The organism is Fibrobacter sp. UWH6, from assembly GCF_900142465.1.
In the GTDB taxonomy this organism is placed as follows: domain Bacteria; phylum Fibrobacterota; class Fibrobacteria; order Fibrobacterales; family Fibrobacteraceae; genus Fibrobacter.
In genome coordinates this window covers 29,388-53,252 of sequence record NZ_FRAX01000021.1, presented here as the reverse complement: position 1 = coordinate 53,252, position 23,865 = coordinate 29,388, and the positions used below count along the sequence as shown (strand labels likewise).

Sequence of the window (23,865 nt, the reverse complement as noted above, 5' to 3'; positions counted from 1 at the left end):
AAGAGTATTGGACAAAGGCTTGGCTTTGTGAGTGCAGGCGACGAACGACGCGCTCTTGAACGCAAGGTTCGCAGAATGGAGTCGGCAAGCAAGGCAAAAGATGCGAAACTGGCTGCGAGTGAAGCTAAACTGGCCGACCAGGCCAATGCTCTCGCTGAGAAGGACAATGCTCTTGCTGAGAAGGATGCACTGATTGCTGCTCTTCAGGCGAAGCTGGCCGAAAAAAGCAAATAGCTGCTGCGATCATTTCGCATAACGTTAGGACCCCTCGCGGGTTCTTTTTTTGTTTGCGTCTCCCCCGCGCCCCTCCGGTGTCATCCCCGACTTGTTCGGGGATCTCCTTTTTCTCCAAACGAAGCTACTGCGGCTTACAAAGGCTTTTTCGCACACTCAAAAGTCCTGCAAAGCCTTCCCAAAAGATTGGCTCAGCCCTCGAACTCCTTGCTGCGCTCACGAACCATTCACGATGCTCCGATTTCGCTGATTTTGTAGCCTTGCGATAACATTATTAAGTGTCTTTAGTAAATTTTTTATAATATGTAATAGGCTTTAATCGTAATTTTTTGACTTCTATTTTTGGCTGCGGTTGTATAGGGACTTCCTAAGACTGGGGTTCAATATGAAGAAGTTTGCAATAGCTGTAGCTGCTATTTTACTCTGCGCTGTAGGCGCCACTGCCGTGAATACTTGCACGCCGGGGACTCCGAAGGTGTACGGCTCCCTTACCATAGACACCATGACCGTTGATTTTGGTAATGACGTTGGCAAGTATGTTCGGTGTGTTGCCTATTTTGACGATAAGAGCCCGAATCGTGATTCTACGATTAGTGTTCCTGATACGGAATATGTGGAACATATTATCTATCATCGTGATTTCAGTGGCAATACATATGGAACGGTAATGTTCCCCTTTGAATCCACTCTTTTTGGTGGTGATGGACTTCAGCTTTTTGGCGCGAACGTTTACAAGTTTGTAATGCTGAAACGTTATTGTCCACAATGCGTTGTGCAGGCTGTTGTCGATGAAGTAAAAAGAGCTGATACCTTGGAAGCCAATACCCCCTACATTGTAAAGGTTGGTGGTGTTGATGGGGCTAGTCAAATTGAATTTCGACAGACCTATGAAAATTTCCTGAAGGTACCAAGCTATCCGTTGAGCACCAAGGGTGGAAATAACGGGGTCGTCGTGTCCGAAGACGAAGATTCCAAGGGCTGGAAATTCGTTGGCACTTACAGCTACAAAAAATGGGTGGCTGGCGATAAGGATCTCGGCCGCGTGTATGGCTATGCCGCCGAAAAGCGTGAAGCCACGGATGGCAAGAAAGAAGTTTCTGTTGGCGACTTTGTGAAGGGCTCTGCCGGCGCATTTATCCGCCCCATGCGAGCTTACTTCTGCAACAACTGCGCAACTGGCAAGTTCGTCGGTATGAAGGCTGCTGCAAAGCCGGAGGAAACTGCCTCCCTGGATGAGGAACTTCCCGAAAAGATTGAAATTGTCATTCGCGGAAGCGATGGCGACTTGACCCCCATTGGCGTGATGAATACCCGCACTGGAGAAATCTCGACGGATGATAATCTCTGGTTCGACATGAAGGGCCGCAAGCTGAACAAGAAGCCTACCGCCAAGGGAACTTACTACAACAAAGGCCAGAAGGTCGTCATCAAGTAGGGGAGAACCATGAAGAAAGAATATGTAGCCCCGAAGATGGATGTTCTGGAAGTTTGCGTAAATGCCGCACTGCTGCAAGGCTCCGGTACCGAAGGCGGCCCCGACGCTACCGAATACGATGGCGAATTCGGTTTTGACTACAATCCCGAAATGAACAAGAATGCCTAATTGTTAAAATTTGCAGTAGAAATGCTCGGCCAGGTGGCCGGGCATTTTTCGTTCTGTAAAGTGGTTTCTTTTTTCCGAAATTTTTATTTATCTTCAAGGGTATGACATTCCTGCTTGTGGTCATATATGTCGCCTTTATCGGCTTGGGTCTCCCGGATACGATTCTGGGGGCGGCATGGCCCTTGATGCAGACTGATCTGGCGGCCCCTCTTTCTGCGGCGGGAATCCTTTCGATTATCGTGAGTGTCGGGACGATAATTTCCAGCCTGATTACGCCTACGTTGATGCGCAGGCTTGGTACGGGCAAGCTGGTGGCGATTAGCATTTGCTGTACTGCAGTGGCTACGGCTGGATACGGCCTTGCGACCGCTTTCTGGATGATGTGCGTCTGTGCCATACCCATGGGCCTTGGCGCCGGAGCCATCGACGTTGCCCTCAATAACTTTGCGGCAATCTATTTGGAATCAAAGCACACCAACTGGCTGCACGCCAGCTGGGGCGTCGGGGCCTGCCTGGGGCCTGCAATCCTGTCGGCTTCCGTTTTTGTGGGGGCGGGGTGGCGAGGTGCCTATGAACTGAATGCAGTCTTGCTCGGAGCCATCGTGGTGATGATGCTGGGGGCTCTCCCGTTGTGGAAACGTGTCGAAAAACCGAGGCCAAGTAGCGAGAGTGGGCGAGGCAACGGTTCCGAAAATCGTGGTGGCAAGACCTCCGCTCCGGTGGAAAATGACATATCCTTGCGGGCGGCCCTTCGCGTACCTGGCATGAAGCTTTCCTTCTTAACGTTCTTCTTTTATTCGGCGCTTGAAATTTCCACTAGCCTTTGGTGTGGAACTTATTTGGTTGCCCGCGGCTTTGCTCCGGAGATTGGTGCTTTGGCGGTTTCTCTGATGTTTGCATGTGTTATGATAGGCCGCGTTGCAAGCGGATTCTTTGCCATCAAGTTTACGGATATGCGCCTGGTGCATGCGGGTATAGCCATTGTGATTGTTGGCTGTTTTACTTTGATCCTTCCGTTGCCGTTATGGTTCACGCCTCTTTGCATTTGTTTGCTTGGTTTGGGCTGTGCCCCTGTTTATCCATCCTTAATTCACGCGACTCCGGCCCGTTTTGGGGAAAATCTTTCGGGGCGAGCCATTAGTATACAAATGGCGGGCTCTTATGTGGGGTCCATTATAATGCCTCCTACTTTTGGATTGATTGCGGCTCATTTTTCTGTGATTCTCTGGCCTGTTGCATTGGCTGTGTTTGTGAGTTGTCTTCTGATTTGCGTTTGCCTGTTGGATTACGTTACCCGTAAGAAGTTGAATAATGCATTCGCTGCCGAACGCATCATGGACGTACTGCATCAGGTGTCTGCAATGAATGCCGCCCGTAACAGGATACGCCGCCGCCGTCGCAAGGAACGCCGAAAGGCTAGACAAATTCAGCAGCGTAAAGCCAGAAAAAATCAGTGACTTTGATGATTGATAACTAGGTTAAGGGAATCTTAGTTGTTAGATTTAAGGGTGGAGGCTATGATGAATAAAATTTTATCTCTCGCTGTCTTAGGTTTCGTCTGAATTGCAAGTGCTTTTAACTGCATCGATGCCGTAAGATTGGTGAATATTACAGAACAGATGTTGTTCTCTCTAGATGAATCCGTTCGTCTCGATAGCAATAAATCTGTGAATCGAGATGGTGTTTCTGGAACGACCTATAATTTTTTGTGGAACGGACCTTACCTTGAATCTTACAGTGGAATAAGAATTCTTTCTGATGGATTGTCTGCAATGAGCTCGGTTGTTCCTTTTTATGTAGAAAGAGAAAGTGAACCGAAGAAAACAGGCTTTGAAATCCTTTTGTCAAAGGAGCTGAATGGCGATACCACGGTTGTTAATCATACTCGATATACCGATGGAAAAAGTTTCGTAAATAGCAGAGGCTTGTTTTTCGGTGAAAATCTTGTCATAGAATTTTTACCGGATGAATCTGTGAGTTCTCTTTTCGATCGTGAGGAATTGATTACAAGGAACGATACCTTGTTCACCAGGAAATGGACAAAAAATAGTTCTGGAGATTTGTACGTTCAGACAGAGTTTATTCTTGCTGTCGATAAAAATGATTCTACCTTGTGTAATCAATGGGTTGTTTTGGCTACGGGAGATACCGTACAGGATCGTAAAGGCGAATTTAAAAAATAGAAAATGGCTATTCTCTTTTTTTGACTGACGTTGACGAAAATAGCAAGCCCCTTCAACAGTATTTCTTTACTGTGTTGAAGGATGATAGTTCTGTAGAAAATCCAGATACTTCTGCAGCCGAAATCCCCGATACCACAGTGGTTGAACTGCCTAAGGATTCCGTTGTTACGCCTGTGGATTCAGTAGAAACTTCGAAGGATACAACGCTGGCGATTGCGAAGCGGATGAAAGCTGAGCCTGTGTTTAAATCTCGAGACCACTACATCGACCTGAAGGGTCGTCGTTTCTCAAAGCAAAAGAAAGAACTGCCTTACCGCGTTTTATTCTAGTTTTCTAAATTTTTAATCATGGCAAAGAAGAAAAAGTTTTTTAAGTCCCCGGCGCTGGCTCAGGCCAACCGCAGCAAAGAAGATCGCCTTCGCGATACCTTGACTCAGATCGTTAGCGGTGAAAGCCGCCTGTTGAACCGCCCCGATGACTTGTACGAAACCATCGGCAAGGGTATTGACGATATCGAGGATTGCAAGGATCCCAAGGTTCAGCTGGAACTTTTGGCTTGGACCTTGCGTACCGATTTCGTCTCCTTCAAGGTAGATGACGAAGAAAAGGAATATTGGGACAGCCTGTTCTATGACGCTGGTACGTTCTTTGTGGAAATTGCCAAGCAGTACGAAGACAAGGATTACGTGGCCGACCTGATTCACGACCTGGCCGTGCGCCATGTGGGCGGTGAAGGCCGTTCCGTGGTGTTCCTGAGCCTTGAAGAGGTGATGCCGCTGGAAAGGGCAAGCAAGCTTTTGAATGAACTTGTGGCGGAAGAAGCTCAGTTCGCCGACGAAAACCGCGAAGACGTTCTGGACGCCATTTGCGATATGGCAGACGCTATCAACGATTCTGCAAACTATGCCAAGGCCGCCCTGCTGAAGGATCCGGACAAGAGCAACGCTACCATCATCGACATTGCAAACGCCTACTTCATGGCTGGCGACCTGGTGCTTGCCAAGCAGTGGATGAACGATGTGAAGAATCCCGGCAACGAAGACGAAGAAGCTTACCTTGATTTGCAGGCAGCCATCGCCGACAAGGAAGGCCGCAAGTCGGATTGCCTGAAGATTGCCCGCCAGCTTTACGAAACCTATCCGAGAATCATGAACCTGGGTCGCCTGGCCGCATTGCTTTCGGATTCCGAAGCGGATCAGCTGTTTACCGAACACGAAAAGTTCCGTTGCGGTTCTTCAGCCAATATGGAATTCATGCAGCTTCTGGCAGGCATGAAGCGTTATAAGCAGTTGGCCGGTTATGTAGACAAGTTTGAAGAAGACTTGGCTGGCATGGATGCCGAAGAGCTGAACGAAATAGCCGATGCCGCCGAAAAGGATGGCGAAAAGGATCTGGCCAAGCACATCCGTGACTGGATCGTAGAAGAGCCCGAAGAAGCCGAAGCCTTCGACGACAAGGACTAGGTTCGACTCCGCTCACCTACCGAGGTTTGATTCCGCTAGTCATTGAGCGAAGCCGAAATGTCATCCCGGGCTTGTCCCGGGATCTCCTTTACTCCAACAGCATTTCCTGTGGAATTGCGCCTTCTATTACCAGGAGGCGTCTTTTCATATCTAGGCCCAGCCCGAAACCTACCAAGGCTCCGCCTTTCCCGATAACGCGATGGCAGGGGAGGATCAGCGGAATCGGATTCTGGTGCAGCGCCTGCCCGACGGCTCGCATGGCCTTTGGACTCCCCACGATTTCTGCGATTTCCTTGTAGGTGCGGGATTCACCGTAGGGGATTTCCTTGAGGGCGTTCCAGACTTTTGTCTGAAATTCCGTGCCGTATAATTTATATGGTATGCTGAACTCTTTCCGCTTACCCGCCAAGAATTCGTTGAGCTGCTGAACCGCCTTGCGATAGGCTCTGCTCACCACTGGCGACAGGTTCGCTTCGATGTCTGCAACGGCGTAAGTGCAGGCCTGAACCTGGCTTGGCTTTGCGTTGTCAGAATTGTAGCGCAGGCTGCAAAGTTTAGACTTCTCGAATACAAAAGTCCATTCGCCCCATAAGTTTCGGTGGCGTATGGTTGTGTATTTTTCGTCTGAAAAGTCCATATCCTGAATATACAAGATTATTTTTTATGTGGATGAAAAAAGGCAGTGCTTTTTCCTTTAAAAAGGATTTTTAACCGCCTTTTTGTTATGTTGTATGTGAATTTTCCTGCAAAACGCACTTGATGTTGAAGAAAATCTCCTTCTTTTTGAAAAAATAGAAGCGAAAATCCTCTTTTTTATGCCTTTTACACGGATAAACTAAAAGAAAGGCGGTGGATTGACCCTATAAAAGGTATTTCCACCGCCTTTTTTGCTGCGAACTCAGCGAACCACTATCTCAACGGGTATTCCTTGAATTCCTTTACGCCGAATTCCTGACGCAGGTAGTCCCAGCGGACCAGGCGGTTCTTCCAGTAGTACTTGCGGTACAGACGGCGAGCCACGCGGCTTGTCAGTTCGTAGGGAATGGTGTGATGGTCGTCGGCCACACTTTCCATGGAAATGCGGAAATCCAGTTCGCCGTTCACCACGTCTACGGTTTCACCGACTTGCACGTCGGGAATGTGGCTCACGTCCACCATGGTGGCATCCATGCAGACTCGACCCAGGATGGGGCAGAGCTGTCCGCGGATAAAGACGAATCCCTTGTTGTATTCACCGCGAAGGTAGCCGTCGCCGTAACCGATGGCGATGGTGGCGATGCGGGTGGGCTGCTGTGCCATCCAGTATCCGCCGTAGCTTACGGTTTCGCCGGGCTTCACATCGTGAATGTGACGGATAGTAGACTTGATCTTCATGACAGGCTTGATGGGCCAGGGGGAAGGGGCGGCTCCCATGGGATTGTAACCGTACAGGGCGAGGCCGGGACGGACCATGTCGAAATGACTTTCGGGATGGGTCAGTGTGCCTGCAGAACTGGAGCAGTGACAAATTTCGGGACGGAGGCCTTCGGCTTCCAGCACATCTACCAAGCGGGCAAATCTCTGGATCTGGATTTCGGTCTTGGGGTTGCCCGGCATGTCGGCGGTGGCCAGATGAGTGAACATGCCTTCGAACTTGAGGTTCTTGAGGCTGAGGGCGGCACGTACGTTGTTGAAGTCTTCGGCGTCGAAACCGTAGCGGTTCATGCCGGTGTCAATTTTCAGGTGGGCCTTGCAGGTGCAATCGTTTTCGCGGAGGAACTGGTCGAAGGCCATGGCGGTACGGATGTCCGTAATGACGGCGGTCAGCTGGAATTCTACGAAGTAGGCGAAGTCTGCGGGGGTGCAGGGGCCAAGAACCAGGATGGGCAAGTCCATGCCGTACTGGCGCAGGACCATACCTTCGCTGATGTGGGCTACGCCGAGGTAGTCTGCTCCGCCGAACTTGGCGGCAAAGGAACAGGCCAGGCTGCCGTGACCGTAGGAGTCTGCCTTGACGGGCAGGAGAATCTTGGTGTTGGCAGGAATCTGGCTACGGATAAACTGAATATTGTTACAAAGGGCGTCGAGGTTGATTTCAATCCAATTGGGGCGCGCGATTCTATTAAGATCGGGAGAATTCTGTAAAAGCTTCATGATGCAAAAAAATATAAGAAAACTCTAATTTGGAATAGAACAGGTTGCCGTATTTTTTGTAAAAATGGACCGCTAAAATGATGGGGTGAATCCGCCTCTAGCCCTTATGCCATATGGCATTGGCGGTTCGACTGATTTTTTACAGAAAATCCCATAAAGATTTGTTTACCGATGCCGACGTTCCCGCCTGATTTTTTCTTTGTACATTCAAGATGTTCGAGATGAATTTCGTTCATTCCCCGAAGTAAGGAGCGGTGGTAGAACGGAGTTGAGAACAAGCTAACTTAACGTTTTTGTATTCCCGTTTCATATAAAGTTTGAGTGTTGGACATTGCCCTGCAATGTCGTTCTCTGCTTTACCCCCTCATAAAAAAAGACTCTCCCAAAAAGAGCCGTTTCTAAGGTATTTCTCCCATAAATCACCAAACTCTTTCCGAAAGGAAAGGAGGATAAAATCATGAAAAACGTAAACGAAAAGAAGAAAGTAAAATTGGATCCGCTGGTAGCTGCGCTGATGCCGGATTCCGACAAGAAGATGGGTGCCATTGCAAGTGGTTCTCTTCTGGTGGCGCTTGCCCTTTGCTTTTGGGCGGCGGCATTCGAACAGCTTGTTCCCGAAGTGGCCTTTGTGGATTCGGTGAACGAGAACATCAGGGCTACCATGCAGATCCTAGACCGAAAAGAAGAAAAGAAGGAGGAACGTCCCAAAAGAAATATGGAACAGGTCAATCGCAGGAGAGCGGGTGGCGGCGGCCCCCGTCGTGGTACGGGTAGACCTAATGCGGTCCAGGAACGTAGTGTTCTAAAAATGCTAACGGCGCAGACCCATAGCGCAAGCGCCGGGGCCTACGATCTGATGACGCAGAAGTTCGCCAAGGATATCGACAAGGTGCTTAAGCACAGCAGCGGCCTTCAGCTCTCCGGAAAACATCGAATCGGTGAACGTGCCGGTAAGGTGGATGGGGGCTTTAATCAGGGCTATGCTGCTGGCGGTAGCGGTGGCGTGGGAGATGCTCTCAGCAGTCTTATTGGAGGCTCTGCCGGAGCGCTTTCCACAAGGGCTAGGGGGCCTATGAAAATTCCGTCGCCTACGGATATTGAGTGGGGTTCCGATCATTCGGTCCGTTCGTCTTCTGATGTGATGAAGGTGATTAGGACTCGAACGCCTGGGCTTCGCCATATCTACAACAAGTACCTCAAGAAAAAACCGGGATTCCAGGGCAAGGTGACTTTGCGGTTTACCATTGCTCCGGGCGGTGAAGTCATTAGCAACGCCATTGTCGGGTCGACAACCGGCTACGCGGAATTCGATAGTGAAATCAGGAATGCCGTGAGCCGTTGGACCTTCAGTAAGATTAAGGCGGGCAATACCACCGTGACAATCCCCTTCACGTTCTCTGAATAGTATAACACCCTAAACCCCGATAGCCCCCAAGGCTGTCGGACATTTTTATATTTAGGTATGAGTTTTGAGTCATGAGCTATGAGTTAATAAGTTAGGCGCCTTCGGCGCGATTATAAAGACTCGTATCTCACGGCTCATCACTCACTACTCACCGCTCATCTCTCACGGCTCATCACTCACTGCTCATTATGAAAGATCCTCGCATTACCAAGCTTGCTGAAAATTTGATTAATAACGCCATTGCTCTTAAGGCTGGCGAAAACATTCTCATCGAAACCACCGACACTCCCGATGAACTGACGACGGAGTTGATCAAGGCTGTTTCCAAGGCTGGTGGCAATGCCTTTGTGCATAACTACAATGGCCGTGTCCGTCGCGAAATGATCAAGTCCGCTTCTGTGGAGCAGATGAAGCTGGCTGCGGATCTGGCCATGGAAGAAATGCAGAAGATGCAGTGCTACATTTCTATCCGTGCTGCAGAAAACGCCATGGAAAACTGCGACATTCCTGGCCCGCAGATGAGGAACTATCGAATCATCAACCAGGCTGTTCTGGACTATCGTGTGAACAAGACCCGCTGGTGCGTACTTCGTTGGCCCAACCCCTCTATGGCACAGGCCGCCAAGATGAGCACCGAAGCTTTCGAGGACTTCTACTTTGGAGCTTGCCTGGCCGATTACCCCCGCATGGCCAAGGCCGCCCAGAATCTGGTGGACCTGATGAACCGTACCGACAAGGTGCGCCTGGTTTCCAAGGGAACGGATTTGACCTTCAGCATCAAGGGAATTCCTGCCGTTCCTTGCTGCGGCAACATGAACATCCCCGATGGCGAAGTCTATACCGCCCCGGTCCGCAACAGCGTCAATGGCGTAATCCAGTACAATACTCCGTCCCTCTATGACGGCAAGCAGTTCGGCAATGTGCGCCTGGAATTCAAGGACGGTGCCATTGTGGCAGCTTCTTGCGAAACCGGCGATAACAATGCTCTGGTGGCCCTGTTCAATACCGATGAAGGCGCCCGCTATGTGGGTGAATTTGCCATCGGCTTTAACCCCTACGTGAACAGCGCCATGTGCGATATTCTCTTTGACGAAAAGATTGCTGGCTCCATTCACTTTACCCCGGGCCGTTGCTACGAAGACGCTCCCAACGGTAACGTTTCTGCCATCCACTGGGACCTGGTCCTTATCATGCGCCCGGAATACGGCGGTGGCGAAATCTGGTTCGACGACGTTCTGATCCGCAAGGACGGCAAGTTCGTCATCGACGAACTGAAATGCCTGAATCCAGAAGAACTCGCTTAATTTTGTCCATAACCTGCGCATTACTGCGTTGCTCGCCTCCTTACGACGAAAAAGTCCCCGCATCTGTTTGATGGGCGGGGACTTTTTGTTGTCTTAGAACGGCTTTTGTGTTCTGTATATTATTTGTTTTGCTGTTGGACGACTATTTTTCCTTCGACCAAGAATGTCAAAATTTTTTTGAGATATGGTGAAATCTATATCAAAGGTTTCTTCGGTGGTGATGTCTTGGCTCTGGCCGTAGGGAGCTTGTTTTTGCAATGATGTGTGGCAGTCGATTTCTACATACCACCAGCCAATGTTGCCGTAGCTGAAGGAGCCGCTCCACAGCCAGGAGTTTCCGCAATCGCCACCGCGGGATGGGTTGCATTTATAGCATGTGCCGTTGTATGCGAAACAGGCTGATGTTGGATTGCTTGGAATTTCGTCCAACGGGAAACCGGGACATGCTCCGATTTTATTTTTTTCGATTCGGTTCCCTGTATTGCAATCAACCTCTCGCCACCACCATGAATCCGATGCATTGTCATTTACCCAGCCATTGAACTCGTTGGCTCGGGCGGGATTCAGGGAATAGCAAGAGCCCTCTTCCATGTTTTGTAGACCCGAATTGAAAATTTGATCGGGGTTGTTGACGATACCGTCAAAAACGTTTGTGGCCAAGGATGAAGAAGATTCTGCCTTGCTGGAACTGGACTGCTGAACCTCTATGCTTGAACTTGAAACCGCTGCCGATGAACTTGTTGGATTTATGCTAGGAGTGATTTTCCTCTGATGTTCTTCGATGATATATTCGCAGAAATCGTATGCGTTTGAAAGTGTCCTCGGACTTAAAGTTGAAAGATGGCCTCTGCCGATGTAATCGTAGTCGTAGTATACATACATTGTCGGGAATGTCTTAATCGATTCATCCCCGAGTTCAATAGCCATTTTTCGTGTGAAATTAGCAGGGATTCGACGTAATGTTTTCTCTGTAAATTCCAAATCCTTGTCGAAATAAATTACGTCAGAAGTGTGTTCTGTACAGCCGCTTTCATCCAAGGCTCCTCTGAAACATGTATAGTATGGCTGTTCAAGGTAGGCTCCATTCTGACCGCAACTTTCTTTATCGTTGTAGCATCGGTAAAAAATATGGTCGTAATTGTCGTAATACTGTACTGCTGCAAATTTAGCCCTTATGCCCAAGGATGTTTCATTGTTTTCGTGCCAACAATAAATTTCAACTGCTCCGCCGTCTAAGTCCAGGGTAGGAATGCCATTCATTTCGGGTCTTGTTGTGCTGACGTAGCGAGACACTTCGCCTCCCTCAGAAAAACATTCGTTTGCGTAGTGGTCGTGCATTAGCGTTTCAATAAGCGATATCGCATTTTCCTTGCTAAGTCCACCTTCTTCTATATAAGGTGACAATTTTTCACAATATTCTACGGCAGAAGAAATCGACAAAAAATAGTTAGATAAAGTAAAATTTTATTCATTTAATTGCACATTCCCTTCTTTAAACACTCTTTCATCATCTTTCTAAACAATATTTCTGGGTCGGGTTTATGTGGTGACTGGTTTCCTTTTATTTGGTCAAGAGAATCATTGTATTTTTTTACTTCTGTGACGTACAATCTAAAGGAATCTTTTTCCATCTTTTTTTTCACTTTTAATTCGACCAGAGAATCCAATTTTTTTTCGTCCGTTTCAATAAGGAATTCTTCCGTTAATAGTTTCGCTTCATCAACTTTTGCTTTTTCAATCAGACGTTTTTCCTGTTGTTGCTTCTGCGATTTTTCTCCATTCTCCGTACATCCGGCCATCGTTGTGGTCGCTACGGCAAATACCAAAATCATTTTTGCAAGTTTGCTTGCCATATTCAAACCTCTTTTACCTAATATAACCAATCAGGAATTTTATCGGGCAGGGTTGTTTAGATAAAGTAATTCTTTTTGGCGGTAAAAAAACGGCCCGGCTTGAACCGGGTCGTTTTTCAATTGCATTTTGTCGCGGAACCTGTCCGCGCACTCGCCTTTACAGGAGTTCTGCAATCTGGACAGCGTTCAGTGCAGCACCCTTACGGATCTGGTCGCCGGTGAGCCACAGAGTGTTGCCGCAATCGTCAGCGAGATCCTTACGGATACGGCCGACATAAACGTCGTCGTGACCAGCGCTTTCCAGCGGCATGGGGTAGACGTAGTTCTGCGGATCGTCCTTCAGGAATACGCCCGGAGCGTTCTTGAGGGCTGCGCGGATTTCTTCGACGGAAACCGGCTTTTCGGTTTCGAACCACACGGATTCGGAATGAGAACGGAGAGAGCTAACGCGTACGCAAGTTGCACTGGTGCGAACATCGGAGTGCATGATCTTACGGGTTTCGTTGAACATCTTCATTTCTTCCTTGGTGTAGTCATTTTCGGTCATCTTGTCGATCTGCGGAATGACGTTGTAAGCCAGCTGGAAGGGGAACTTCTTGATGTGGGTGGTAGAACCGGTTTCAATGATGTCCTTGTACTGCTGCTGGAGTTCTTCCATAGCAACTGCACCTGCACCGCTTGCGCTCTGGTAAGAGGAAACGCGGATCTTCTTGATGTGGGAAATCTTTTCGATGGGGTTCAGAACCACAACCATCATGATGGTGGTGCAGTTGGGGTTTGCGATAATGCCGCAGCCACCGTTTTCGGCCTTGTGCAGCGGAATGTCGCAAGCGTTCACTTCGGGAACGACCAGAGGAACGTTGTCCATCATACGGAAGTAGCTGGTGTTGTCGACGACGACTGCGCCATTTTCTACAGCAATGGGTGCAAATTCCTTAGAAACTGCAGCGCCTGCGGAAGAGAGAACCAGGTCGACACCCTTGAATGCATCGGCGCAGGTCAGTTCGACCTTCAGCTTTTCACCCTTGAAGGTGAATTCCTTACCGACGCTACGTTCGGAAGCGAGAAGCTTGAGGTTCTGGAGAGGGAAGTTGCGCTGTTCCAAGATGGAAAGCAGTTCCTGGCCAACGGCACCGGTGGCGCCCATAATAGCTACGTTACGAATCATTGTTGATCCTGTTGTTCTATTGGTTGTGGTTTATTGTTTGATTTCAAATTTTCGATATCGTTCCGGAAGCGGTCCAGATAGACGTTCATCTGGGCAATCTGGCTTCGAGTCTGCCTGTATTGCACAAGCTGTTCCTCGGGGTTATCCTGGAGCGTATAGTTGTAAAGGGAATAAGCGGCCAGACGGGCGCTTTCACTTGCCTGAATCAGTTCGGAGTGAGCTTCGCTGGACTCGTGGGGGTGGAACAGTCCCAGAACCTTCTTGTTCAGGGCAACGGCATTGTTGTTGATGGCCAATGCCTGTTGGCTACGAATCTCACGTTCGCTTTCGCTGATGTTGGCAGGGATAGGTTCAAAGACGTCGATGGAGTTCGAGATGTCCAGCATGCGTCGAATGACGGATTCTGCCTCGTCTACATAGCTCTCGAGACGGCTGTTGGCGAATTCCCTGTCAGAAGAAGCGGGGGCGCCGATTTTAGATGCGGCGTACTGCTTTGCCTTGTACTGAACAGCCTTGCCTCCGTCGCCATTTTCGAAGGAGGCGATGTAGTCCTGGTAGCGGGCGTTCTGTTCGGCCAGTTCCCTCGGGTTGTATTCCGAAGTGGGAATGAACGTGGGGCGGTCCCAATAGGCGATTCCCAGGAAGCCGGCCAGCATAAATACGGCAAGGAAGATGTTTCCGCTCATGGTGGCTCGGTCTTCGCTACGGATGGCGTAGATGATAGACAGGATTACCATGCTGGCGAAAGTCAACAGCAGGCCGCCGTCGCAGTTGTAGGTGATGTAGGTGTTCTTGGCGAAGTAGAACACGCAGTCCATGGCTACAATCAAAATAGACAGAAGGACTCCCAGAATCTTCTGACTGCGGGTATAGGCTGCTGCTGACTGGAGAATCGCCGTAAAGGTGATTCCCAGCGGAAGCACGAGCTTTAATGCAATGTCTGCGACTTGATGGTTCATCTAGTTAGAACGGCAGGTCTTCGTCTGCGCCTTCGGCCATGGGAGCGTCGTAGGCGGGAGCGGAACTCTGCTGGTTGAAACTGTTACCCTGATTGAAACTACTGCCCTGGTTGAAGGAGCCGCCGCCGAAATTGCCGCCGTTCTGGTTGCGGGGAGTCAGAAGCTGGAAGGTATCCAGGCTGACTTCGGTGGCGTAGCGCTTCTGGCCGGAAGTCTGGTCGGTCCAGCTGCGGTTGGTGAGAGAACCTTCGACATAGAGGGTCATGCCCTTGTGGACGCCCAGCTGTTCCATGGTTTCGGCAACCTTGCCCCAGCCGACGATGTTGTGCCAGTCGGTCTGTTCCTTCTGTTCGCCGTTGTTGTCACGGTAGCGGCGGGAAGTTGCCAGGGAGAAAGACACGCGCTTACGGCCAGTGGGACCTGCGCTAATGACGGGATCCTTGCCGATGTTACCGATGAGCATCACTTTATTGAGATAAGCCATAATTAATCCTATTTTTATTTTTTTGTTTCTACGGGAGCAAAGATAAAAAAAACGAATGTCATTAAACTGTCAATTTGAAAAACCAGAGCATTTTGCAAACAATATGCGACATTTTTTGCTCAAATAACTATCTTAAAGCAGCAAGTTTAAAGGCTAAAGGTACGAGGCTGGATATTAGATATGAGTTGTCAGATACGAAATCTTATAATCGCGCCGAAGGCACCAAAGTTAGGTATGAGGTATCAGGTATGAGGGCGGAGCCTGTGGCTCCTTTCAGCTAAATAATCGCGCCGAAGGCGCCATATTTTAACTCATAACTCATAACTCATAACTCATAACTCATAACTCATAACTCATAACTCATAACTCATAACTCTTCACTCTTCACTATTAACTACTAACTAACCATGGTTACTCTCGCTCTTTCCAATTTCGAAAAGTCTTTCCCTGCCGCCCTCCGTGGCAAGCGCCTTGGCGCCGTTCTCCATCCGGCTTCTGTCTGTGCAGACCTGAGCTATACTCTTGATCTTCTGAAGTCCTATGATGGCAAACTGTTTAAGTTGTCTGCATTGTTCGGCCCCCAGCATGGTATCAAGGGCCACACCCAGGACAACATGATTGAATGGGAAGGCTACACCGACCCGGAACTTGGAATTCCTGTTTACAGCCTTTATGGCGAACACCGCGAACCTACCGCCGAAATGCTTTCTCACGTGGACGCCCTCCTGGTAGACTTGCAGGATGTGGGTGCCCGCTATTACACCTTCATCTGGACTCTTTACCTGTGCATGAAGGCTTGCGAAAAGCTGGGTATTCCCGTTGTGGTCGTGGATCGCCCGAACCCCATTAATTGTGTGGACGAAGAAGGTCCGGTTCTGGATTTGAATTACACAAGTTTTGTGGGCCTCCACAGCATCCGTACCCGCCACGCCAAGACTATCGGCGAATTGGCTGAACAGTTCAAGGCTGAATGTTTCCCCAAGTGCGAACTTTACGTGATGCACATGGAAGGTTACGATAAGAAGATGTGGTACGACCAGACTGGTCTCCCGTGGATTCTTCCCAGCCCCAACATGCCGACCCTGGATACCGCAATCGTCTATCCGGGTATGTGCCTCTTTGAAGCCACCAACGTCAGCGAAGGCCGCGGAACTACTCGCCCCTTCGAAATCTTTGGCGCGCCCTTCATCGATGCCGTTAAACTTTGCAAGTACATGAACGGTCTGAAGCTGCCTGGTGTGTACTTCCGCGAAAACTACTTCCAGCCTACCTTCCACAAGGGCGCTGGCCAGATTTGCGGTGGTGCCCAGATTCACGTTCTGGATCGCGACAAGTTCCGCAGTTTCGACATGGCAATTAAACTTCTGCAGTACATCTTCAACGAATATCCCAAGGATTTCGCCTGGAAGCAGCCGCCTTACGAATACGAATTCCACAAGCTGCCCATCGACATCTTGCTGGGCAATGGAACCTTCCGTAAGGAATTTATCGAGTCTTCTATCTAATTATTAAAGTTAGACTTGTGCGAAAGCGTCCGCTGTGGCGGGCGCTTTTTGCTTTATGCTTATTACCCATAAAAAATGGTGATTCTTGTTGAAATTCTTATAATACAATTTTATATTAAGAACTCTGTTGGGTATGGTATTGAAGGAGAGGTGTCATGTTTCAGGAACGTCTGGACGAATTCCTGCGTAAGCAGGATACATTGGAAAATGTCTTCTTTTGGGTGACTTTAGGCCTTGTAGGCCTGGCATCGTTCATGTCTGCAGTTTCCTCTGTTGTTGAAAAGCTGCCGGGATCGACAGTTACTTTTTGCTTTTTCTGCTTCTTGTGTGTTGTCCTCCTGGGGGTTCTCGCCAAGATAACTCAGAAAATCTCGTTTTGCTATGTGGCGCTGTGCCTTTTGATGTGCGGCATTATCCTGCCTCTTCAGTTTTTCATGTATGGCGCTCTGAACAGCAGTATCATCATCTATTTCTTTGGCTCGGTGTTCCTCTGTGCGCTTCACGAAAAGAGGGCGACCCGTTATATGTTGATCGCCTTTGCCATTGTGTCGGGCGAAGCTTCTTTTGTGGTGTCCTGGCTGCATCCGGAGTGGGTGACCAACATCGATGCCGAAACCACGTTTATCGATTATTGCGCCACTTATCTGGTGCTGTCCATTTGCCTTGGTGCGACGACTTCGTATTTGCTGAAACTTTATGCCTTGAACCAGAAAGACAAGGACGAACTTCTGGAGAAACTGCGGTATCTGGCCGAAAAGGATCCGCTGACCGATTTGTACAACCGTCGCCATTTTATTGACTACCTGTCGAAAACGGTATGGCATGATCGCAAGGATGGCTATTACGTGTTCATGTACGACATCGATAACTTCAAGGAGATTAACGATACTTACGGCCATCCTTTTGGTGATATGGTGTTGCGCGGTGTTGCGACTATTGGGCGCAGCGTCGAGGATGCCAGCAAGGGGGAATGCGCTGTTCGTTATGGTGGCGAGGAGTTTATCCAGCTGATCCGCGCCAGTTCCATGGAAATGGCCTTTGCCAAGGCGGAATATATCCGCACCCAGGTCCGTGGAATTGCCTATGCCGACAAGCCCGAGATGGTGATATCCATCAGCGGCGGTTTGGTCTGTTGCGGCGATGAAGCCTTTGAAAGTCAGAATAAGATTTTGAGTGGGGTAGACGCCTTGTTGTACAAGGCTAAAGCTAACGGAAAAAATCAGATCTGCAAGGAATAAAAGTTTTGCTTTAAATATGAAAAAAGTCCGAGTCTAGAGACCCGGACTTTTTGTATTGTTCTTGTTTTCGGGATGAGTGGCGTTTAACTATGTTTTGATTTATGACCAATATTGTTGAATATATTGATTATCGTCAATTTCTTCTTGACTTTTACAAGGATCTTGTAAAAAATCGCAAGGAAGCGGTTTTGAATAGTGAATCCTACAAGTTCTTTAAATCCTGGAAATATTCTGTTATCCGCGAAGTTGCCTCCACATTGAAAAATCCTAAACCGGCAGAAATTGCAAAGCTGTGTTATCCGGAAATTCCCGCAAGTGAGGTTAGCGAGGCTTTGAAATTGATGTGTAGATATGGGTTGTTATTGCAGGACAAAACGAACAAGTGAAAATACATACAAAGATGAAACTGTATTACAGAATAATAATGCATTAGAGTTAAATAGTGATGCATATCATTATGATGCACTAGGCAGAAATTTAGGGTATAAAATATCTTTTGATTTAGAAAAAAAACGTTTATCAAAGAGTTTGGAATAAATCAAAACGCAAAAAAGAGTCTAATGTTCATGCCTTACTAAAATCTGAAACTTTGAGTGGATATGTTAAAGCGGAACCCATGATAAGAATTTGTTACAAGTCCATACGGATTGAAGGGGACGCTAGATATTTTATATCTGAAGGTTCTTTGCGAATGAAAGTGGGTAGGCTAGTATACCAAGGAAATAACGAAACTCTGATTTCTCATGAAAAAAGGCATAAAGAAATATGGTCTGATAGCAAATATAGCGGAAGTTGGACATTGGAATTCTCAGTTGCGTCATCAAAAACAAAAAAAAGAAATTTGTGGAAATGCTGTTGAAATAATGTGGTGGCAGAAAATATCTGTTAAACTCAGTGATTTATACAATGTACAAAACGCATGGGATGATTACGATACAAATAATAATTGTAAAGATCGCATCGATGTAAATGCGGAATTGATAAATAACTACAATAGTTTAATTAGTCAAATATGCTTAAAAAAATAAGATAAATTAGATTTAATTATGTATGAAAAAGATTAGTGCTTATTTGATTCTTTGCGCATTCTGCTTCGGGCATGAAGATGTGTATGACTTCTGTGCATACTTTGCAGAAAACCCAAATGAATACAGTATTCATCCTGTATTGAATAACGATTTGATTAGTGAGTCTTTTGGTGCGAATTATACATCAGGAAAAGAACCGTATGTTCATTTTAAGTTCGACGCGCCATCAGATAGTTTGGATTCACTTATGGGAGGATGCGCCGTGCTGGGTGGCCCTCCTGTTTTTGATTTCAACTTTCATTTGAATGACGCATCAAGAAAACTGGAAACACATTATGGCGCGCATTTAAACGGCAAGGTTGAGTCATTTGATATGACAACCAAGAAAAAAAGACAAAATTCTTTAAATTCAAAATTAAGGGTGAGTGTCAAAACAATCTTGTTGTTGCTGAATATTGTGTTGACAAAAAGGGTAAGCGATTGTACAAGACTAAGGATTTAGACTATCTTCCTAAATTCTTGTTTTCGGGAATCGAAAATAGTTTGTGCAACTGTAAAAAATACGTCGAACAAGTCACGACCTATATCAGAAATCCTAAAAATATGCTTTTGGTCTTGGAAGATTTCATTACAAAGGGCTGTGATGAATACGTTTTGACTGATTTTATCGACGTGTCAGATGAGTACATTCTGAATAATTCAGCCCGTCAATTGCTAATTGAAAATCGTGCGAAAATCCAGATTGATTCTGTAACGATTGATAAGAAGTTCGACTTTGTCATCAAAATCAACGGAGACTGCAAGTATTAACAATGAAAATTCTAGTACTGACATTTCTGATTTTTTTGACTGATGTTTGGGTAGTTAGGAATGCGTAATTCTCTATGATGTAGCAAAGGGGCATGGCTTTGACCATGCCCTTTCTTGTATTGCGAAATTCGTTTTGTTTGTATTGTTCTGTTTGATTTTGCGGCTTTTGCTTTTAAAATTGGGCTGATGAATGAAAATGTTAATTTTAGAGAAAGCTGTGTAGATGGTGGCGTTGTGGAAGATGAAGGCGTAAAGCCTAAAATGCTCTATGTGCAGCCTTGATCTGCTTGATGTATTCCGCTCTAACTTCGTTTGTTTTTGCAAACTTACTCCATTGGCTGACTGCGCTTTGCACGTCGACCAATATTTTTTTGTAGCGGCCTTGCTTAAGGCCAGCAAACTTTGCCACGGCCTTGAAATCGTCAGTGGTGAAATAGTCCCGCTTGCCGTTGAAGGTGAGCTGGTGGGTGCCGGTCCAGAGACCGCCCGGATTGTAGGCGTAAGTCATGTCGAATGCGGGGGCCAGGCTCCATTCGCCCCGCTTGTTCATCAGAAATCCGATGTTCTTGGCGTGATCATCCTGGTTGCGGGCACAGATATTGAAAACGGCCCTGCGGAAAAATTCTTCGAGGGTGTCGTAACCGAGGCCTAGCTGTTTGATTATGGTAATTGCCTGCTCGTAGCTGTAGGCACCTGCAGCATTGAAGTCGTAGTGGGCGAGTGCGCAGAGGGACTGGTAATGCAACTTCTTGCCACCGGCGAGGCGGTCAAAGCGTCTTGTCATAAAGTGCCTGTGTCCAGCCTTTTCCAACAGACGACATTCCGACATCTGGATGCCTGCTGCATGTGCCATCTGGTAGTAGGTGTATTCGATAGGGCCGTAGCCTTGGAAATCAGCCTTTTCCTTGTCGCTGTTGTTCTGCACATCGTCCAGCTTCAGAAGCCAATAGGAAAAGTTTTCGCCATTGGCGACTTGCCCGGATCGGATTTCGCTGGTGGTTTCGTCCAGGGCGATAAGCACCTTTGCCCTTGCGCCGCCTGCGGATGTGCCTACGCGAAGAATCTGCTCGAAGGTCTGCTGCTGCTTTTTTGTCTTTAGAGGGAGCGCGGCTCCTTTGCCGATGCTAGCCCTGAAATTCTTTCGGCTGTCTAAAATGCTTGCGGCGAAGTTTCGGAGGTTTTCTACATTCAGAATGTCGTTCTCGCTTGCGGCGGGACCTTCGACTGGATAAAATTCCAGGGCGCCCATGCCGCGGTTGCCTGTATAGCAGAGACGCTCCAGTGCCGTAAAAGACTCGGGATTCCTCCCTTGCTTTATAAGCCAGGAATCGATGAGCCTGTTGCCGAACTTGTCGGGAATGGAGTCGGCGAAAAGCCCTGGCAGACCTTTAAACGTGTTAGATAAAAGCGGAAATGTGTAAATTTGACGGCTTACGGGCATGGTAATGGGCGAGGGCTCGACGCCGGCCCCGACAAATGCGGGTGCGTATTCAAAATGCGCCACAGATTCGCCTTCCTGCATGGAAAGCGCCCCGATGGTTGTTCCCCAAAGCTTGACTTCGACGGCGATCATGAATCCTCCCAAATGGACTTACTTGTCTTCGTCCCAAACCCATTTGGACTTAGATTCGGCGGCGATACTTGTTTCAGAAAAATCATTTGGACTGTCGAAAGAACTTGCCTGCCTCTGCGTATTGTTTCTTGGTTTGGAGGCACGCTTGCGCTTGTTCTTTTGCTGGTTCTTGGACTGCATCAGAAGTTCCATGGGGCTCGGGCCAAGCTCAGGAACAATGCTGATAAACTGGTTCAAAAGCCCCAGTGCGCGCAGAATTTTTACCATGTTCAGAAGTTGGGTGGATTGCCCTTTTTCGATGTGCTCCACGGTGCTTTTGCTGACGCCCGCCCTGTTAGCGAGCTCCGCCTGTGTCCAGTTGTTGTTGAGCCTGTAGCCTGCAATGCGTTTGCCGAATTCAACAAGGACTGCTTCGTCAGAAAAGGGTGTGTACTTGACCATGGTTTATTCCTCCATGGGGTAATATACAAATTTTATTTCGAAATGATGTATTTTTATTTAAAATATACGAATAAATACTAAATATTTATTATAAATCAGTAAAAATAAAGAATTAAATTTTGTGATGCTGAATTACGGTTTTTGTGTAACTAAAAAACGCCCGAGTCTGGTGACCCGAGCATTTTTAATTCGCTCTTTTGCCTTTAAGGCACGGAGTGCCGACCTCTAAGCGATGCGACCTCTTGCCTCAAAGCACCTATACGATACTTGGAACTTTAGTTCCGTAGTAGAGTTATCCACCTTGTGGAGCAGGTGCGCCCTACTACTTAAGGAAGTTCATGTACGGAAGCTTGGATGCCAGTTCCTGCACCTTGTCGGCGTTAGCCTGGAGAGCGGAACGTGCGTTCCAGGAACCGTCCAGGAACTGACCGCGGGGGCCGTCAGCCAAAGTGAGGGCGATGGTTTCGTCGCCCAGCTTCAGGGTGCGAGCGTCGGTGCTGGTTTCCAATTCCTTGGAAGGATTGGCTTCGATCCATGCGAGAATCTTGTCGGCAGTAGCGTGGTCCACCTTGAAGCAGGGAACGCCCAGGGCGACGCAGTTGCCGAAGAAGATTTCGGAATAGCTTTCAGCGATGATTGCCTTGATGCCCCAGCGCTTCAGAGCCTGCGGAGCGTGTTCGCGGCTGGAACCGCAACCGAAGTTCTGGTTACTGACCAGGATGGTGCCGTTCTTGTAGGCCGGGTCACGGAAGGGGTGAACCTTGCCCTGGGCTTCCAGGCCGGCGATATCGTCAGCGAAAGCGTTTGCGCCGAGACCTTCGAAAGTCACGCACTTGAGGAAGCGAGCCGGAATGATACGGTCGGTATCGATGTCGTTACCGCGAACAGGAACGCCGGAACCTTTAACGATGTCAATAGAATTCATTTTTAAATCTCCTTGTTCCTATTACTTGATGTACTTGCGGACGTCGGTAACCTTGCCTTCGATAGCGGCAGCGGCAACCATGGCGGGGCTCATCAAAATGGTACGGCCGGTGGGAGAACCCTGGCGGCCCTTGAAGTTACGGTTGCTGGAAGAAGCGCTAACCTGGCGAACCTTCAGCTTATCCGGATTCATGGCGAGGCAGAGAGAGCAGCCTGCTTCACGCCATTCTGCACCTGCTTCCTTAAAGATCTTGTCGAGGCCGAGAGCTTCTGCTTCAACCTTGATCTTCATGGAGCCCGGAACAACCCACATCTTGACGGTGTCGGCAACCTTGTGGCCCTTGATGATTTCAGCAGCAGCCTGGAGGTCGGAGAGACGGCCGTTGGTGCAGGAACCCACGAATGCGATGTCGATGGGGGTGCCGATCATCTTGCCACCTTCTTCCCAGCCCATGTATTCATAAGCTTCGGAGATGACCTTCTTTTCGGAGCCTTCGAATTCAGAAATCTTCGGCATGTTGTCGTTGAGCTGGATGGCCTGAGCCGGAGTGATACCCCAGGTCACCATGGGTTCGAGATTGTCGCAGTTGATTTCGATTTCGTCGTCGAACTGAGCGTCGGCGTCGGTAGCCACGGACTTCCAGTAGGCAACAGCTTCGTCCCACTTGTCTGCCTTGGGAGCGTAGGGCTTGCCCTTCAGGAATTCGAAGGTCTTTTCGTCGGGGTTGCAGTAGCCAACGCGTGCGCCGCCTTCGATAGCCATGTTACAGATGGTCATACGGCCTTCCATGCTCATAGCTTCGATAACCGGGCCTGCAAATTCGTAAGCGTAGCCAACGCCACCGTTCACGCCAAGCTTGGCGATGTAGGCGAGGGCAACGTCCTTGGCGGTAACGCCCGGCTTCAGCTTACCAGTGAAGTTGATGCGGCGGGTCTTGAGGGGGCTCATGGCCAAAGTCTGGGTAGCGAGAACGTCGGCAACCTGGCTAGTACCGATACCGAATGCGATAGCGCCGAAAGCACCGTGGGTAGCAGTGTGAGAGTCACCGCAAGCGACGGTCATACCCGGCTGGGTAACGCCTTCTTCGGGGCCAACAATGTGGATCACACCCTGTTCGCAGGTCTTGGGGCCAAAGAACTTGATGCCGTTGGATTCGGTGTTCTTTTCGATATGGGAGAACATTTCTTCGGAAATGCCGTCCTGGAGGGGGCGGTTACGTTCCGGGAAAGTGGTGGGAATAATGTGGTCAACGGTAGCGAAGGTGCGTTCCGGGAACAGGACCTTGGTGCCTTCTTCACGAAGGGAAGCGAATGCCTGGGGGCTGGTCACTTCGTGGCAGAGGTGGAGACCGATGAAAAGCTGGCACTGGCCGCTCTCGAGCTTAGCAACAGTGTGGCTTTCGAAAATTTTCTGGTATAATGATTTTCCCATAGTGTGTCTCGTTTGTTTGCGGGTCCGTACATAACGGACTCAATAAAATTTGCGGTGTAAATCTAGAAAAAATGCCCCGGTTTTTAAACCAGGGCGTTTGAATCAAACCTTATTTATTGATTGGC

At 48.4% G+C, this 23,865-nt stretch carries 25 protein-coding genes and 1 pseudogene; 15 read left to right on the top strand and 11 right to left on the bottom strand.

Annotated elements, in window-relative coordinates:
* From BUB73_RS17435 to BUB73_RS14480, 7 genes and pseudogenes are all read left to right on the top strand, one after another.
* Positions 1-234: pseudogene (locus tag BUB73_RS17435) on the top strand (hypothetical protein); the annotation flags it as partial.
* A gap of 385 nt (positions 235-619) precedes the next feature.
* Complete coding sequence (locus tag BUB73_RS14500; RefSeq protein WP_073286969.1) at positions 620-1,669, top strand: hypothetical protein; 1,050 nt, start codon at positions 620-622, stop codon at positions 1,667-1,669.
* A 9-nt stretch (positions 1,670-1,678) separates the two neighbouring features.
* Positions 1,679-1,837, top strand: coding sequence for a hypothetical protein (locus tag BUB73_RS17430; RefSeq protein ID WP_158535569.1), 159 nt, complete (start codon positions 1,679-1,681; stop codon positions 1,835-1,837).
* Positions 1,838-1,938: 101 nt separating this feature from the next.
* Positions 1,939-3,294 (top strand): MFS transporter, encoded by a 1,356-nt coding sequence (locus BUB73_RS14495; protein ID WP_073286967.1) that lies wholly within the window; start codon positions 1,939-1,941, stop codon positions 3,292-3,294.
* 144 nt (positions 3,295-3,438) lie between these two features.
* Complete coding sequence (locus tag BUB73_RS14490) at positions 3,439-4,020, top strand: hypothetical protein (RefSeq protein WP_139259234.1); 582 nt, start codon at positions 3,439-3,441, stop codon at positions 4,018-4,020.
* 20 nt (positions 4,021-4,040) lie between these two features.
* Positions 4,041-4,349 carry a hypothetical protein gene (locus BUB73_RS14485; RefSeq protein WP_073286962.1) on the top strand — a complete coding sequence of 103 codons (309 nt, stop codon included), beginning with the start codon at positions 4,041-4,043 and terminating at the stop codon, positions 4,347-4,349.
* A gap of 18 nt (positions 4,350-4,367) precedes the next feature.
* Positions 4,368-5,483 carry a hypothetical protein gene (locus tag BUB73_RS14480; protein WP_073236514.1) on the top strand — a complete coding sequence of 372 codons (1,116 nt, stop codon included), beginning with the start codon at positions 4,368-4,370 and terminating at the stop codon, positions 5,481-5,483.
* Between the two features lie 88 nt (positions 5,484-5,571).
* Here BUB73_RS14480 and BUB73_RS14475 read toward each other — a convergent pair whose 3' ends face one another.
* Both BUB73_RS14475 and alr read right to left on the bottom strand, forming a co-directional pair.
* Entirely contained in the window at positions 5,572-6,120 is a 549-nt protein-coding gene (locus BUB73_RS14475; RefSeq protein ID WP_073286981.1) for a methylated-DNA--[protein]-cysteine S-methyltransferase, read from the bottom strand.
* Between the two features lie 272 nt (positions 6,121-6,392).
* Positions 6,393-7,616, bottom strand: coding sequence for an alanine racemase (gene alr, locus BUB73_RS14470; protein WP_073286959.1), 1,224 nt, complete (start codon positions 7,614-7,616; stop codon positions 6,393-6,395).
* 457 nt (positions 7,617-8,073) lie between these two features.
* Between alr and BUB73_RS14465 the strand changes: the two genes are divergently transcribed.
* Together BUB73_RS14465 and BUB73_RS14460 are read left to right on the top strand one after the other, a co-directional pair.
* Positions 8,074-9,021, top strand: coding sequence for an AgmX/PglI C-terminal domain-containing protein (locus tag BUB73_RS14465; protein ID WP_073286956.1), 948 nt, complete (start codon positions 8,074-8,076; stop codon positions 9,019-9,021).
* Positions 9,022-9,209: 188 nt separating this feature from the next.
* Entirely contained in the window at positions 9,210-10,325 is a 1,116-nt protein-coding gene (locus BUB73_RS14460; protein ID WP_073286953.1) for an aminopeptidase, read from the top strand.
* A 93-nt stretch (positions 10,326-10,418) separates the two neighbouring features.
* On the opposite strand, the gene BUB73_RS14455 is transcribed toward BUB73_RS14460, so the two are convergent.
* The 5 genes from BUB73_RS14455 to BUB73_RS14435 all read right to left on the bottom strand — a co-directional run bounded on the left by BUB73_RS14455 (position 10,419) and on the right by BUB73_RS14435 (position 14,789).
* Entirely contained in the window at positions 10,419-11,729 is a 1,311-nt protein-coding gene (locus tag BUB73_RS14455; protein WP_139259233.1) for a hypothetical protein, read from the bottom strand.
* A 68-nt stretch (positions 11,730-11,797) separates the two neighbouring features.
* Positions 11,798-12,178: a hypothetical protein gene (locus BUB73_RS14450; RefSeq protein ID WP_088658748.1), complete on the bottom strand. Its 381-nt coding sequence runs from the start codon at positions 12,176-12,178 to the stop codon at positions 11,798-11,800.
* Positions 12,179-12,335: 157 nt separating this feature from the next.
* Positions 12,336-13,346 carry an aspartate-semialdehyde dehydrogenase gene (locus BUB73_RS14445; RefSeq protein ID WP_073160381.1) on the bottom strand — a complete coding sequence of 337 codons (1,011 nt, stop codon included), beginning with the start codon at positions 13,344-13,346 and terminating at the stop codon, positions 12,336-12,338.
* On the bottom strand, positions 13,343-14,305 hold the full coding sequence (locus BUB73_RS14440) for a hypothetical protein (protein ID WP_083539809.1): 963 nt from the start codon (positions 14,303-14,305) through the stop codon (positions 13,343-13,345). Before BUB73_RS14440 ends, BUB73_RS14445 begins: the two co-directional genes overlap by 4 nt.
* Before the next feature lie 4 nt (positions 14,306-14,309).
* Positions 14,310-14,789 carry a single-stranded DNA-binding protein gene (locus BUB73_RS14435; RefSeq protein WP_073160383.1) on the bottom strand — a complete coding sequence of 160 codons (480 nt, stop codon included), beginning with the start codon at positions 14,787-14,789 and terminating at the stop codon, positions 14,310-14,312.
* Positions 14,790-15,196: 407 nt separating this feature from the next.
* On the opposite strand from BUB73_RS14435, the gene BUB73_RS14430 reads away from it, so the two are divergent.
* The 6 genes from BUB73_RS14430 (at position 15,197) to BUB73_RS14405 (ending at position 19,370) form a co-directional block, all read left to right on the top strand.
* On the top strand, positions 15,197-16,294 hold the full coding sequence (locus BUB73_RS14430) for an exo-beta-N-acetylmuramidase NamZ family protein (RefSeq protein ID WP_073160385.1): 1,098 nt from the start codon (positions 15,197-15,199) through the stop codon (positions 16,292-16,294).
* Between the two features lie 155 nt (positions 16,295-16,449).
* Entirely contained in the window at positions 16,450-17,532 is a 1,083-nt protein-coding gene (locus tag BUB73_RS14425; protein WP_073160387.1) for a GGDEF domain-containing protein, read from the top strand.
* 101 nt (positions 17,533-17,633) lie between these two features.
* Entirely contained in the window at positions 17,634-17,918 is a 285-nt protein-coding gene (locus BUB73_RS14420; RefSeq protein WP_073286944.1) for a TIGR02147 family protein, read from the top strand.
* 357 nt (positions 17,919-18,275) lie between these two features.
* Positions 18,276-18,560: a hypothetical protein gene (locus BUB73_RS14415; RefSeq protein ID WP_073286940.1), complete on the top strand. Its 285-nt coding sequence runs from the start codon at positions 18,276-18,278 to the stop codon at positions 18,558-18,560.
* A gap of 22 nt (positions 18,561-18,582) precedes the next feature.
* Positions 18,583-19,062: a hypothetical protein gene (locus BUB73_RS14410; protein ID WP_073286937.1), complete on the top strand. Its 480-nt coding sequence runs from the start codon at positions 18,583-18,585 to the stop codon at positions 19,060-19,062.
* A gap of 101 nt (positions 19,063-19,163) precedes the next feature.
* Complete coding sequence (locus BUB73_RS14405; protein ID WP_073286934.1) at positions 19,164-19,370, top strand: hypothetical protein; 207 nt, start codon at positions 19,164-19,166, stop codon at positions 19,368-19,370.
* Between the two features lie 256 nt (positions 19,371-19,626).
* Here the strand turns inward: BUB73_RS14405 and BUB73_RS14400 are convergent, their stop codons facing one another.
* From BUB73_RS14400 to leuC, 4 genes are all read right to left on the bottom strand, one after another.
* On the bottom strand, positions 19,627-20,943 hold the full coding sequence (locus tag BUB73_RS14400) for a type II toxin-antitoxin system HipA family toxin (protein WP_073286931.1): 1,317 nt from the start codon (positions 20,941-20,943) through the stop codon (positions 19,627-19,629).
* An 18-nt stretch (positions 20,944-20,961) separates the two neighbouring features.
* The gene (locus BUB73_RS14395; protein WP_073236547.1) at positions 20,962-21,384 is read right to left on the bottom strand and encodes a helix-turn-helix domain-containing protein; all 423 of its coding nucleotides are present in this window, start codon (positions 21,382-21,384) and stop codon (positions 20,962-20,964) included.
* 322 nt (positions 21,385-21,706) lie between these two features.
* Entirely contained in the window at positions 21,707-22,309 is a 603-nt protein-coding gene (locus BUB73_RS14390; RefSeq protein ID WP_073160397.1) for a 3-isopropylmalate dehydratase small subunit, read from the bottom strand.
* A 21-nt stretch (positions 22,310-22,330) separates the two neighbouring features.
* A complete protein-coding gene (leuC, locus tag BUB73_RS14385) occupies positions 22,331-23,740 on the bottom strand; it encodes a 3-isopropylmalate dehydratase large subunit (protein WP_073286928.1) in 1,410 nt (469 codons plus the stop codon).
* Between the last annotated feature and the right edge of the window lie 125 nt (positions 23,741-23,865).